At 38.2% G+C, this 14050-nt stretch carries 14 protein-coding genes, 1 pseudogene and 1 CRISPR repeat array; of the genes and pseudogenes, 2 read left to right on the forward strand and 13 right to left on the reverse strand.

Annotated features, from left to right (window positions below; all coding sequences use genetic code 11):
- Positions 1-152 precede the first annotated feature (152 nt).
- Positions 153-1660: a CRISPR direct-repeat array (repeat unit 37 nt; unit sequence GTTTCCGCATATCTAATCCCCGCAAGGGGACTGAAAC).
- A gap of 55 nt (positions 1661-1715) precedes the next feature.
- From IQ228_RS09185 to cutA, 4 genes are all read right to left on the reverse strand, one after another.
- Complete coding sequence (locus IQ228_RS09185; RefSeq protein WP_228043774.1) at positions 1716-2315, reverse strand: DUF559 domain-containing protein; 600 nt, start codon at positions 2313-2315, stop codon at positions 1716-1718.
- 441 nt (positions 2316-2756) lie between these two features.
- The gene (locus IQ228_RS27385; RefSeq protein WP_370566860.1) at positions 2757-2909 is read right to left on the reverse strand and encodes a hypothetical protein; all 153 of its coding nucleotides are present in this window, start codon (positions 2907-2909) and stop codon (positions 2757-2759) included.
- Between the two features lie 505 nt (positions 2910-3414).
- On the reverse strand, positions 3415-3771 hold the full coding sequence (locus IQ228_RS09195) for a hypothetical protein (protein ID WP_193962703.1): 357 nt from the start codon (positions 3769-3771) through the stop codon (positions 3415-3417).
- A gap of 387 nt (positions 3772-4158) precedes the next feature.
- Positions 4159-4503, reverse strand: a complete 345-nt coding sequence (cutA, locus tag IQ228_RS09200) for a divalent-cation tolerance protein CutA (RefSeq protein ID WP_193962704.1) — start codon at positions 4501-4503, stop codon at positions 4159-4161.
- Between the two features lie 3 nt (positions 4504-4506).
- On the opposite strand from cutA, the gene IQ228_RS09205 reads away from it, so the two are divergent.
- A complete protein-coding gene (locus IQ228_RS09205; RefSeq protein ID WP_193962705.1) occupies positions 4507-4722 on the forward strand; it encodes a hypothetical protein in 216 nt (71 codons plus the stop codon).
- 120 nt (positions 4723-4842) lie between these two features.
- On the opposite strand, the gene IQ228_RS09210 is transcribed toward IQ228_RS09205, so the two are convergent.
- From IQ228_RS09210 to cobA, 8 genes and pseudogenes are all read right to left on the reverse strand, one after another.
- Positions 4843-5592: a hypothetical protein gene (locus tag IQ228_RS09210; protein ID WP_193962706.1), complete on the reverse strand. Its 750-nt coding sequence runs from the start codon at positions 5590-5592 to the stop codon at positions 4843-4845.
- Positions 5593-5747: 155 nt separating this feature from the next.
- A complete protein-coding gene (locus IQ228_RS09215) occupies positions 5748-6377 on the reverse strand; it encodes a hypothetical protein (protein WP_193962707.1) in 630 nt (209 codons plus the stop codon).
- A 142-nt stretch (positions 6378-6519) separates the two neighbouring features.
- Positions 6520-7752, reverse strand: coding sequence for a hypothetical protein (locus IQ228_RS09220; RefSeq protein ID WP_228043775.1), 1233 nt, complete (start codon positions 7750-7752; stop codon positions 6520-6522).
- 5 nt (positions 7753-7757) lie between these two features.
- Positions 7758-8312, reverse strand: a complete 555-nt coding sequence (locus IQ228_RS26535; RefSeq protein ID WP_228043776.1) for a VWA domain-containing protein — start codon at positions 8310-8312, stop codon at positions 7758-7760.
- Positions 8313-8333: 21 nt separating this feature from the next.
- Complete coding sequence (locus IQ228_RS09225; RefSeq protein WP_228043777.1) at positions 8334-8573, reverse strand: hypothetical protein; 240 nt, start codon at positions 8571-8573, stop codon at positions 8334-8336.
- Positions 8574-8895: 322 nt separating this feature from the next.
- A complete protein-coding gene (locus IQ228_RS09230) occupies positions 8896-9225 on the reverse strand; it encodes a hypothetical protein (RefSeq protein ID WP_035081187.1) in 330 nt (109 codons plus the stop codon).
- A gap of 143 nt (positions 9226-9368) precedes the next feature.
- The gene (gene coaE, locus IQ228_RS09235) at positions 9369-9977 is read right to left on the reverse strand and encodes a dephospho-CoA kinase (RefSeq protein WP_027400793.1); all 609 of its coding nucleotides are present in this window, start codon (positions 9975-9977) and stop codon (positions 9369-9371) included.
- 159 nt (positions 9978-10136) lie between these two features.
- Positions 10137-11830 (reverse strand): annotated as a pseudogene (gene cobA / locus IQ228_RS27390) (uroporphyrinogen-III C-methyltransferase).
- A 367-nt stretch (positions 11831-12197) separates the two neighbouring features.
- Between cobA and IQ228_RS09250 the strand changes: the two are divergent.
- Positions 12198-12893 (forward strand): response regulator transcription factor, encoded by a 696-nt coding sequence (locus IQ228_RS09250; RefSeq protein ID WP_027400790.1) that lies wholly within the window; start codon positions 12198-12200, stop codon positions 12891-12893.
- Between the two features lie 264 nt (positions 12894-13157).
- Here IQ228_RS09250 and IQ228_RS09255 read toward each other — a convergent pair whose 3' ends face one another.
- On the reverse strand, positions 13158-13439 hold the full coding sequence (locus IQ228_RS09255) for an Npun_R1517 family heterocyst differentiation transcriptional regulator (protein WP_027400789.1): 282 nt from the start codon (positions 13437-13439) through the stop codon (positions 13158-13160).
- Positions 13440-14050: the final 611 nt, after the last annotated feature.

Here is a 14050-nt window from a genome sequence, read left to right on the forward strand (position 1 = left end):
TCGCCAAACAGCCAGAACCTTGACAACTAAATACTTTCAGCGTTTCATTAGTTTCAGTTTGTGCTTGACCCGAAGCCTGAAATAAGGTTTTTTGAGAGGTCCGCCAAAATCGTCTCTGGATTCCGCCCCCAGTTTATGTTTCAGACGGCGGGGTTTCCGCATATCTAATCCCCGCAAGGGGACTGAAACTCGCCGGGAATGTTGCACGAAGTGAGAGTCTATGTTTCCGCATATCTAATCCCCGCAAGGGGACTGAAACCCGTCCTTTCATTGTTGCCTGGGCTAATTGACGTTGGCGATAGTTTCCGCATATCTAATCCCCGCAAGGGGACTGAAACGAATGGTAGTAGTAGAATTCATACTAAGACTTGAAACGTTTCCGCATATCTAATCCCCGCAAGGGGACTGAAACTTCTTCACCGGATATTAAACAACGTCCTCGCGCTCCTGTTTCCGCATATCTAATCCCCGCAAGGGGACTGAAACTTTTGGGTTATTAAATAACGGTACTCGCAAGGCTTGGAGTTTCCGCATATCTAATCCCCGCAAGGGGACTGAAACTATTTACGCCATCGGACTGGTAAGTAATGTTTGCTTGGGTTTCCGCATATCTAATCCCCGCAAGGGGACTGAAACAACCTCCTTGTTCAACTAAGTCTTTAGCTTCTTTTAGTTTCCGCATATCTAATCCCCGCAAGGGGACTGAAACTTTATGGCACTCAGCCCCAAGGCTTTCACCATACTTCGTTTCCGCATATCTAATCCCCGCAAGGGGACTGAAACCTATATTAGCCTCAGCAACTTGTTCTAAAACTGCTTGGTTTCCGCATATCTAATCCCCGCAAGGGGACTGAAACAACATCGAAGGAGGCGCACTAATCGCAGCTTTGGTTTCCGCATATCTAATCCCCGCAAGGGGACTGAAACAATCAGATCAACTAGTCAGAGTCGAGCAAACCGTGTTTCCGCATATCTAATCCCGCAAGGGGACTGAAACCAAACAAAAAATCTCTTAATGTGTACGAATTAATTGAGTTTCCGCATATCTAATCCCCGCAAGGGGACTGAAACAACATTTTCTTTCTTCTTTCCTGGATTTCAACATGGTTTCCGCATATCTAATCCCCGCAAGGGGACTAAAACTCGCAAAGAACCTGAATCAATCCATTGCTAAATTCATAGTTTCCGCATATCTAATCCCCGCAAGGGGACTGAAACTAGAAAGAATTTCTGCGATCTGCTTTAGTTTCTCGTTTCCGCATATCTAATCCCCGCAAGGGGACTGAAACATGGGTTGAGTCAGGGTAATTTGGCGGAATGGTATAGGTTTCCGCATATCTAATCCCCGCAAGGGGACTGAAACTTTTAAAACAAGCGATCGCACCATGTTTAGTTTCTCAAGTTTCCGCATATCTAATCCCCGCAAGGGGACTGAAACTACAGTTATGAATATTTTTGGGATGAGCAGGAGTGTGTTTCCGCATATCTAATCCCCGCAAGGGGACTGAAACCAAAATAATGCAAGTCCGTATATCCTTCCAAAAGATGTTTCCGCATATCTAATCCCCGCAAGGGGACTGAAACACCACTTACCCAAAGCGGGTTGAAGAATATGGTTCGGGAGTTTCCGCATATCTAATCCCCGCAAGGGGACTAAAACGAGACACTGCGATCGCTTCCCTAGCCGCAAGCATCGCTAAATAAATCATCAAATCCTAAAACAAATTGAGAAATTCCGTAACAACATCTATAGGACGATTATAACATTCACCAGCATCAAACCTAACGGTACGAATACCATCACGTAATAAAACCCTATCTCTTCTGTAGTCTCTAGTTTTTTGTGATGCTTCCTGGTGGTGGACTCCATCAACTTCTAGAATCATACACTTTTGTTTATAGAATACCAAAAAATCTATTTCTACTCTTTCCTTTGCTTGATTATCACTATTAGAAATAGGTAAATCAGTTAAATCCATATAAGCCCGACTATTAGCAAAGAATAAAATCCGTTGACTATGTAAGGCGTGGGCTATTCTTACTTCTGTTTTTGACCTGAAATTTAAACCACCCCATTGATATTGGGAGTTACTATCATCTGATGAATTTTGACTTTTAACTAAACTAATTTCGATTTTGATATGGCTTAATACACTTGGTTTATAATCGTCATTGAAAAATAATTTCCACCAATGCTGTGAACTATGTCCATCTCGTTGATCTCCATAAGCCAAGTGTAAATTAGGCGATAATTCTTTATAAAATCCTGTTCTATTTCTGATGTTTAACCAATCACTAATTGTTGCGTCTTGCAATCATAAACCCTCCGGCTCGCAAACAAGAAAATTTCTGGCTCACATTAATTGCAATTAAGAATGTGTTCTGGCTCATATTAATTACAACCAGGCTCAAATTAAATGCAAATGAGCTTGCAATTATAAATATCGACTCACATTAATTGCAACTGAACTCGCACCAGAAAACTGGTTACAGAATATTCTTTCCGTTGCGAGTCTTAAAAGAGAATTGACGGTAAAATGGACATCTCACCTCCCCAGTTCTATCAAATGATCAACTAAAACTCGCAACAGAAATTTTGGATTGCCAAAATGCACCTATTGGATCGCATTGCCCCAGTTATTGCAGCTAATAACTTCTAGCTTATTTGCAATTAATGTGAGCCGGGGAGTAATGATTGCAAACTGGTTGCAAATAATCTGAGCCTAGTTGCAGATAATTTGAGCCGAACCAACATTTCAGTTGCAAATAATGTGAGCCGGAAAATGTCTTGTTTGCAAGCCGGAGTATTTATAATTGCAAGCCACAACAGGTAACAAACGTCCAATTTCTTCAATGGCATCACTACCCTGCCAACGTTGTGAAAGTTGTTCAGCATTAATTAAAATCATGCCCTGTTCCCTTCTTTTGTAAACTATAAACTTTTCCCCTAAGAATTACAGGGTGATTGGTAATAGGCGATCGCTTTATTAACTGTTATTGAATGGAACACCCAAGCCGAGATATGTGAAATTTCCTACAAGATGGTCTGGAAACCCTTGTTATATCTGCATTTTAGCCTTAGCCTACAATTTACCCTTTTTAGTTCGCAACGATTATTGTTAGGACTTACGCATTGACAGGAAGGAACAAATAGGGGATATGGGTTTCAGGGATTTAAACCTGGGGTTTTGACAATTTTTTAGCGATAGCGAACGCGAGTGCGTCCCGGAGGGAACTAGCGCTGCTGCAAGCAGTTCGCTATTGATCTAAATTTCATCCTCCAAAGCCTGAAACAACCTAATTTCGTTCAAACACATGACGGTCAATTTGTACAGTGCGTAAGTCCTAATCTAAATAAATTCCCAGACAAAAAGCGTCTGCTTTATTAGAGAATTTGTGCTGATCCGCTGATAACTAAAAATCATTTTGAGAGGGGTCAAGGAATTTTTCACAATATTCCACTTCTTGACTCTCCCCTATCACACAATTCTTGAATTTTTCTATACGTTTCTCGATACTCGATATATACGGTCTTTCGGATGAACTACTCGACATATAAGGTCTCCGATTACTTTCGGACGGAGATGCCCATTGTCTACAATATCCTGCACCTCGATCATCAGTCTTCATACAAAGGTCATATCTTTCGTTGTATCGTTCTTGAGCATTATAGGCTAACGCTACATCGCTGCCTAGTAATCCGCCTAGTACCATTGCTAGTTGAAGAATTAATACAAACCCAATTTTTAGCAATCTTTTTTCCCAAATCATGCTTTTCTCCTTTGGTTAAATCAGTGTTCTACAATAAGTAAGTTGTATTTAAGATAATACAGCCAGGGATTATCGTATCAATATTGACAACAATTAACAATCAATGAATATTTTTTGTAATCTTTTTTAAAGAAGATTCTGAAAAATCGTTTTAGTATTTCATTTTCCCTGAAGAATTACGAGGCAGTCACCACAACTGCCCCAATACCTAATAAGAACCATCAAGTCTGCGAACATCCCAAGGTAAAGACCGTCTGCTTTGTTTTAAAATAGATTGATAACGTATCGGTTATGTTTAGATGGTGAATCATGGTTTTTTATATAGGTGATACCTACGGAGAGAGGAGCGATCACTTTTCTTAGTATGGGCATTGTTGTTATTTTCCCTCAAGAACGGGGTAAAGTGTTGATATCTGTAGCCTTGGTTTCTGCCATTAGCCAATTCAGATAATCCTGATTTCCTTGTTCAATTGGTAAAGCCACCACACAAGGTACTTCATAAGAATGTACTGATTTTACTTTATCCGTTAGTTCTGCAAATAAATCACGGCGGGATTTCACAATTAAAATAGCTTCTTTTTCTACTTGTAATTCACCTTGCCACCAATAAATACTGTCCATACCGTCAATTATGTTGGCACAGGCTGCAAGACGGGCTTCTACTACGGCTCTACCTACGTTAAGAGCTTCAGCACGGTCTTTACAAGTGACGTAAACAAAAAGAAATTCCATATTTTGACTTTATTATATCTGTTTGGGGCAATATCTACGAAGGGGGAAGCGAACTGCTTGCAGCAGCGCTTCGCTATCGCTTGGGTTTCCCTCAAGAATTTAGTAGGGGCGATCGCTTGGTTTCCCTTAAGAATTGGGGGCGATCGCCTGGGTTTTCCTCAAGAATTGTGGGCGATTCCTACGGAGCGCTTCGCTATCGCTTTCTCACGCCATCCTTGATTAAGTAGGTGAACAGAAAAATTTAAAGGTATATAACGGTATGTAAAGTTGTCTCAATGCGAGATTCTGATTGAGTTTCAGCCATTTTACAAAACGCAATACCCCTCATTTTTATTTTGTTCACCTACTTAGTTCTTGATTATTCATTTTAGAAACGTTTTTGTTTTGGGGTTGTGTATTTGCAGACGAATTTGGTAAACTAGAAGTACAACCAGCAGCTTTAAATTGTTGAGAAATTTGATTTTTTTCTGATGCTTCAAATATATATTCAAGTAATCCACTTAGTGATTCAACAGGTCTGGGACTATGTAAAGGAATCTCACTATTATTGCCGACAAATCTGCCATTTTTGAGCAATGCTGATCCTAAATAATAATTTCCTTCTTTGAATAGCACTTCTCCAATATTGGTTTTTATAACTCCATTAGAGAAAACACCAGTAGTTAAACGACCAGAACCTTCAGCCGTTTCAAAAACACAAACACGACCCTTACTATTTGATGGATAAATATGACTACTATTTTCGTATCCCACCCACCGACCAAAGAAAGGTGCTAATTCTGGTTCAGTCTTTGACCAAGCACGTACAAAGGATTCTCTTGTCTTCTTTTCTACTTGAGTACGTCTATCTTGAAGATAACTAGCACCTACATTATTATTTTTGGTTCTGCTAATTTGTTGCTGAAGTTCTTGACGTAATCTTTTAATTTCTGCATTAGTTGGTTGTCGAGTTTGGGCTAATACTGATAATTCGTTAACACCTAAAGTTATTAAACTGAATCCTAAGATAAATAGCGATCGCTTCGCCCCCTGTAGGTATCGCTGTACTTGTGGTAATGCTAATTTTTGGGTCTTCAAAACAGGTTTCATAGATTTTCCTTGAAAATGTTCAAAATTTAATCAATGGGTTCTTTAGCAGAAGTGTTGAATGTTAAGATTTTGAGGATATTGTCCAAGTTGTGAATTGGTATTCATGATACCAAATTTGAGCAATTAATGACTCTATTCTCAATAGATAATGGATTTTACCTGGGTAAAACGCAAAGATTGTAAAGTTTTATTGCAGGATTCAACACTTGTGGTTCTTTAGTGCAAGAAAGATAATTAGAATTAACCCAGCCTTTCAAGCCCTTAACTTTCTTATTTGGTCCCCTAATCACATCGACATAGGCCCAAATCCCCTCTTGTTTCCTGAGTAAAACATGATTACCATTATTTAAACCGGCTCTGGATTTGCCATTGGGAGTAAACCGCAGTGCTAATTGTCCAGATTTGATATTGACTACATCGCACCAAATAGCCCATTTAAGCTCAACTTTAGGTGTATTTTCTGAGACTGCTACCAGTTTTTCAGCTAAAATTAGTTTACTCTTATTAACAATCATTAAGTACATTCCGTCATCAGAATCTTCTTTCCAAGAAATCGAGTAGTAATAATCCCCATTACTCCAGGTCATCCCCCGATAACCATTATCTTGCCATCCTGTACCGTCTTCTAATTTGATGCAGTTTCCTTTAGCATCACAACCAACGTAGGTATTAGCATTTATAGTAACTGTGAACTTCCCAGCCCTGTAAGTATCGGCTTTGGCTTGGGTGGCTGTGGTGACAATGCAAGTCATTATGGCTGCTGTTAATAATAGTTTTAGGTTCATGGGTTTCCTCTAAAAATTTGGTAGAGTACGGGTGGCGAACTGCTTGCAGCAGCGCTTCGCTATCGCTCTATTTCCCTCAAGAATTGGGGGCGATCGCATTTATCCCGCTTTACAACTTAATCATATTTTTTCAAGTTAGTTTCTAATTGGTTTTAGATTTGACTTCAATGGTAATTCTCCCTAAAGTACGCTTATCCCCAACTTCAAGTTCTTGAATGGTCTTTTTCATATTTTTTTGTGCTGCATACTCCTGGTGAAATTTATAAATTATCTTTTCCCCCTCCTTGTAAATTTGTGCAGTGATAGGAGTGAATCCTTCAGAGGTATTTAAGGGGATATTAGCTTCACGGGAACTACCTATTAAAAAGGGTTTTGTTCCTAATAAATATTCTGTCTTTTCTGTGTCTGTCCAATGCACTAATAAATAAGGTTCTTGCCTTAACTGTTCTTGTTCTGCAAAAGCAATCATCCAGCCAATACAAAAGCCCAGGATAGCTGCACCTGATAAACGACCAGGAATATCACCAAAAACACCAGCCGTAACTAGAAAACCTATAGCCCCGACCACACCACCAACAGAACCACCAAATAGGGCTTTAGTTAGTTGGAGATTGGGGACAAAAAAGCGTGTTCCACCCCCTACTAATATGCCTAGAATTGCCCAACCGATGATTCTGCCCATAAGTTCTAAGATGGAGAGAACAGAGATAGACAAAAATAGCAGTCGACCAAAAAATAATACTCCTATACCTGCGACCCAACCAAAGGTAGAACCGGCTATTTGTCGGATGCAAAAGCCAAAAACAATCGCTCCAAGTAAACGACCTAATGAATCACCTATAACCCCAAGTCCTCTTATAGCAACAGCAGTAATCAGCCAAGCACTAGTCCCTAATGCACCACTAATACCACCAGCAACTATCGCTCCACTTAAGTTGAGTTTTTTGATTTTAGGTATGAAAAAAGACAAAATACCCATGAATAAACCACTGGCTATTGATGCGTGTATGATACTTTCTATGATCGCTGGAATGGGAATATTAGTAAGAGGAACAAAGAGTAATTGACCTGCACCTCCAGCAACCATACCTGCGGCGAGGCTACCAAGAGTGCTAATACTTCCTTCACGGAGTGTTAAGAGGGGAAGGTGCATATAGGAGTTTTGTCCCATAATCAGGGCTAGTGATATGCCCATTGCTAGAAAGGCAGTCCAGCCACCGATTCGTAAAGAGGAATATACTACTCCGTAATCTCCTGTGGGACTAGATTCTACTAATTGTTTATAAATTGCGGCTTCAGCACTGCGGAAGGCTTGATCAAATTGACCAGAACCTGCATAAAATACTAAGTTGCGATCGCCTGTTAGTTGTGCCAAATAATTTACATCAGCACCATCAGTAGCAACGGCAATGAAGTTAATTCTTTGATTTCTGGCAGAGTTGGCTGATAACTGAGCAATACTGGGAGAATTTGGTCGCCGTCGGTAAATAACAAGATGTTGCGACGTAAGTTGGTAGATTGTAATTCTCCAACAGCTTTGTCTATACCTTCAGCCATCGGAGTACCACCATTTTCTGATAGGGATGCGATCGCATTTGTTAAGGTATTAGCATCACGAGTTAAGGGAGAAACCGTTTTAACTTCTAAGCCAAAATTAACCACTGCTAATTGATCTTGATTTAGATTGCGACGTTTTACAAAATTGGTAGCGGCTAATTTTACTTCTGTCAATTTACCATCACTCATACTACCAGAAGTATCAATTAACAAAACAATTGCTTGGGGGGCTTTTTGTGTAGGTGGGGATGGTGGAAGTTTAGTAAGTGCTAATAATGGTTCTCCTAGTAATATTGCTGCTATTAAACAACCAATTGCACCATAAAGTCCAAAAAGTAAGGGTTTATTTTGTCTTAAATTTCTAAATATGTTTTGCATTTTTCTTTTTGCTGATATATCTTAATTTGTCATTTGTTCGTAAACCATACGTGATAATTCTGGTAGAAGTTTTTTGTCTTTATAAAAGCTTGGATCATCTCCAAAAATCACTAATATATACTTATGTTTACCATCTGGACTACCTATAATAGCTGCATCGTTACGAGTATTAAAATTCCAGCTCATTTTTGATGCAAAATAAGCATTTCTAAGTAAACCTTCTCCTAAAAATCCTTCAATTGCATTAAATTCTTTACCCATTTTTAATTCAAAGTTTCTTAACCCTTTTGGGGCTGCAACTTGAATAATATATGTGTGAAACAAAATCATACTCTTAATCAGCAACGCCCCAAAACCGGTGTAGAGACAATTTATGAATTGTCCTTACAATCTTTATAGGAAACTTTAATCTGACGAGGTTTGGTTCAACATCTGGTTTATTGCCTGATTTAACAAGCATTATATCTTTTGACGCAATGACATAATAGGCACATTTAAAAATAAAAGCAATAGCAAAAACCGCCAATGGCTCTTGAGAAGTAACCTTCAGGAATAGTATACTTATAAGTATAAAATGTACCAATTAAATAAATGCTTGGTCGAGAGTGAAGGCAAAAATAAATGCTTGCACTTTCAATAAAAACCCTTGATATGTGACGGCATGAATGGATTTGGGAAAATCACTTGTAATCGAACTAAATACAGTTTCAATGTAATGACGAGTATGTTGTTTTATATATTGAATCCAAGGGGGGTCAAGACGTTTGGATTTCTTTTTCCGCATCACTTTTAAACACACAGCCGTTGTGATAATTTCTGCATCATTCATGACTCTACGACTATCTTCATCATGTCCAATCGCTTTGAGCAAGTCATCCGTGATAGCATAAATGGCAATTATTTCGTTTAACATACTCCCCTCCTCTTTTTCTTCCTGGAGGGGATTTTATTTAGGTAAGATTTAGGAGAAATTCATTAAGCTGACATCCTAATACATTTTCCATCATACTTTACCTTGGATTGTATAAAACAGCAATGATCTCAAATTTATTACTCCTATTTTATTTCTAAAAATGTTGAATCTTGCAACAAAACTTTATCTATCTGTTGTAAAAGTGATTCTAAATTAGCAGAATTATCTAAAACTACATCAGCACGAGCAATTTTTTCCACAATAGGTAATTGACTATTAATTCTCGCTGCTGCTTGTTCTGGTGTTAAATTATTCCGTTCTATTAATCGCTGTTGTTGCTGTTGTGGGGAACAAGATACAACCCAAATTTGATTAACTAGATTTTCTAAATTAGCTTCAAATAATAAAGGAATCACTAAAATTAAAGTATTTGCAGATGATTCATTAATAGCTTTAGCAAAACAATTTCTTACATAAGGATGAATTACCCTTTCTACCCAATAACGTTCTTCCGGTTGATTGAAAATAATTTCTCCTAATTTGGCTCTATTTAAATTACCATCATTTAATATGATTTCTCTACCATATTTTTCAGCAATTTGTGACAAAATAGGAGAACCGACAGATACCGCGTCTCTCGCATAAATATCTGCATCTAAAATCGGCAAATTGTAAGTTGTCGCTAAATAATTAGCAACTGTACTTTTACCTGTCGCAATTCCACCAGTTAAACCAATTAAGTTTTTAGTCATTGGTTATAATACTAAATTAAGATGAATCTTCATAGAATCAGATTCTAAGATTTATTGAACGCAGATAAACGCAAATAAACGCAGATAAAGAGGGATGAATTAATGGATTTCATGATTCTGTGCCAACTCACATAAGGTTGGTATTAGTCATTAGAAAATTCAGCTATGATTTGTCCATTTAATTATGGCATTTGTTAAACCTTCTAAGGTATATTCTTCTGCTTCAATATCTACTCTCCCAAATACAATTTGACAGGTTTTTGATGTTTGGGGACCAATGGAAGCTATGCAAACTCTGGCTAAATTTTCAGGATTGTATGTAAATATATGCGCTGTTAATTGCGCGAAAAATAAAACTGTTTTAGAACTGGCAAAAGTAATAATATCTACAGTATTATTAACTAAGGCATATTCAGCCGCAGGAGGGATACTTTCAGGACAGCAAGATTCATAAGCGGGAACTTCAATTACTTCTGCACCTTTGGCTGTTAATTCCTTTACTAATACTTCTCTTCCACCGCTTTCAACTCTGGGAAATAATATCTTTTTACCTATTAGTGATTCGGGAAAGTTTTCCACCAAAGAATCAGCCACAAAGTTAGGAGGAATAAAATCAGCTTGGATATTTTGTTTTTGTAAACTTTGGGCTGTTTTTTCCCCAACAACTGCAATTTTTACAGCAGATAAAGCACTTTTATCTTGACCGGATTTTGCTAATCTCTCAAAAAAGTATTCTACACCATTACTAGAAGTGAGAATTAGCCAATTAAAAGTTGATAAATGCAAAATTGCCTGATCTAAAGCGTCCCAACTGCTAGGGGGTCCAATTTCTAAAGCTGGCATTTCTATCACATTAGCACCTGCGGAGGTCAAGCGATCGCTAAATTGATGAGATTGTCCCACAGAACGGGTAACTAAAATGGTTTTCCCAGCAAGGGGAGAAAGATTGTAATTCACGGTTGACATTAAATTTGTCGTCTTAATAATTTTTGGTTTCGCGCAAAAGAGTATCCGTAGGTTGGGTTGAAGAATGAAACCCAGCATTTCCTAGATTTCCTAGACTTAGTTGGGTTTCACTTCGTTCTACCCAACCTACCATCAATTTTAATACATTTTTACAAATAGAGGATTTCTACTTTCTCATATTACAGGTAATCGCGTAGTCGGACAACTTCACCAATAACTATAACTGCGGGAGAGAGAGATAAGTCGGCGGTTTGTTCGAGGATATTTCCCAGTTCTCCTGTCCATACTTCTTGACGAGGTGTTCCAGCCCAACGGATAATAGCAATCGGTGTAGAATGAGATTTTCTATATTTTATCAGTTGATGGATTATTTCTGGTAAATTTTTTCCCCCCATCAAAATTACTAAGGTTTCTAAGCTTGCTAATACTTCCCAGTTTAAAGTTTCTGGTTCATGGGCTGTACAAACTGCAAAACAACGACTAATAACGTTATCTGTGAGCGGAATTCCGGCTAATAATGGTGCAGCTAATGCAGAAGAAATTCCCGGAACAATTTCAAATTCACAACCTGCATTTTTTAAAGCTGCAATTTCTAAAATACAGCGCCCAAATATGAAAGGGTCTCCCGATTTTAGTCGAATAACTTGCTTTTTTTCTAAACAATATTTTACCAATAAAGCGTTGATTTCCGTTTGGGAAGTGCTGGGTTTACCTCCACGTTTACCAACATCTATTTTTAGGCAATCAACAGGAACACAATCTAATAATTGACTATCAACTAAAGCATCATAAACCAATACCTGGGCAGATGCTAACAGCCGATAGGCTTTAACGGTTAAATATTCTACATTTCCAGGACCTGCACCAACAAGATAAACCTTACCCATTTCCTTACCGACATTTATTAAGTACGCAGGCAAAACCAATTATATAAAAGATTTGGATTTAATGTAGAGGTAGCGCCCCCGTGCCTACCCCGGTATTTGTAGCAACCACAGGGGGTTGTCCCCTACAAAATTGATTGGTTTAGAAACTTTAAAATGATAATTAAGTTTGGCGATATATATTTCGTTATCTTGTTTCAAGCCTCTGACTGGGAATGCTATGACAGGGGTTCTGTCTTCTAGAATTCCTTACCATACTGAGTATAGTAACGTGGTATTGTACATTGTGCATTGTTTTTTCCCTGTCTTAGTAGTCAAGACTCACCAAATTTCGCTAGATTAGATCCAGGTACACTTATAGGAATTTTCAATGTCAGCACAATTGTTACTGGTAGATGACGAACCGGGATTACGGGAAGCCGTCAAAGAATATTTACAAGAAAGCGGTTTTAGGGTTCAAACTGCCAGTAATGCCCGTGAAGGTTGGAACTGGATGCAAGAGAACACCGCTGATTTGGTCATTTCTGATATTATGATGCCCCAGGTGGATGGCTATCAGTTCCTCAAGCAAATGCGAGATGACCCCCGTTTCCAAGCCTTACCAGTGGTATTTTTAACGGCTAAGGGCATGACAGGCGATCGCATTCAAGGCTATCATGCAGGTGTTGATGCGTATTTACCTAAACCATTCGATCCTGATGAATTAGTTGCCATAGTTGAAAACTTACTAGCGCGTCGCAGCGCCCAATCTCCCACTACCGGAGAAGACGGCGACACCCCAAATCTTGCCGATTTGGCTAATCAAATCGCTCAAATTAGAATACTATTAACTCACAGGAGTGCCATATCCCAATCCCCAGCCCCGTTTAAAATAGATTTGACTCCTAGAGAGCAAAGTGTTTTAAATTTGGTAGCGGAAGGATTAATGAACAAAGAAATTGCCCGTCGCCTAGAAACAAGCGTCCGCAATGTCGAAAAATATGTCAGCCGTTTATTTAGTAAAACTGGTACTAATAGCCGCACGGAGTTAGTTCGTTTTGCTCTAGAACATGGTCTAGCTAAGTGAACTAATCCTTTAGTGATGAGAGTTACATGGTAAGAAAATGGTAAAATGCACCTAGATAAATTTGCTGCCGAAATAGCAACATGATGTTGCATATTTTACTACTAATTCTCTTGGCTTGTTAGTACGAAGACACAAATATTGTAGACGTAGTTTTACGTTTACAAGCAAGCTTACTATTTGGGAAAATAGGTAGAGGCAGACTTTTAACACTTAACCCTGAAACCCCTAAATTAGACCGGCTATCACAAATAACTACGCTAAATACTATTGTACAGTATCAGCGAAATTGCGTAACCGCATCAGTTGACGGCGCATTTGTGGAGAGGCTTTAAACTCTGAAATCTCCTGAGCTTTAACTGATGCTTGTAAGGTTTCTAAAAAATCGTCAGATCCTTCTGTTAAAGCTTCTAGTAATACTTGTAACAGTTGCTCACGATCACTTAACAAACTCTTTTCCTCAATCAGACGGAATTTGAGGTGAATTTCACAGTCATAAACACCTACTTCGGGATTATTTATTTGACGTGGTAATGCTTTGGAGTTCATAGTTTTGAGGATTTATTTGCTTAGTGGTTATACGGATTAGGGATTAAATCTCCAGAAAAATTCCTTATACTTTCTTTATACTTTTGTGAATCCAAAGTTTTTACAGATCAGAATTTCTCCTTATCCGTAAAACTGGCATTCTATTTTACTCCCCCTGTCTTTTTTCAGTTAGATTTTACTATTTTTCGATGTTTCTTTACTAGTTATGGCATATCTTAGCCATAAACTATTATTCGATTTTCAAGATGTCATACCATGAAGTTTTTGTAAATAGTTGATTAGCCCTTGATAAAGGTTTTTACATCAACTTGTTAAAAACGTCAAGAAATATTATTTTTTTTACTTTTATTTCCTGATAATACTTAAGCATTTTTACTGAAGACACTCCTTTGATAAATGCAATTCATAATTGTAGGAAAATTCACTAAAGTCGCTAGAAGTTGAGTATATTTACATGAGAAAAAACCAGAATCAGTAAAAAAATTAGAAAATTTTTTGTGAATAATCACATTCATGAGGCCAAATTAAGTTCTCAATTGCAACAGAGGGCAAGTAACTGGTTGTCAACCCGAAAATGACGGGTGAAGGGAGGTGGGGGGCAGGGGGTAGAG

It is taken from the genome of Dolichospermum sp. LEGE 00246 (assembly GCF_015207865.1).
GTDB classification, from domain to species: Bacteria; Cyanobacteriota; Cyanobacteriia; order Cyanobacteriales; family Nostocaceae; genus Dolichospermum; species Dolichospermum heterosporum.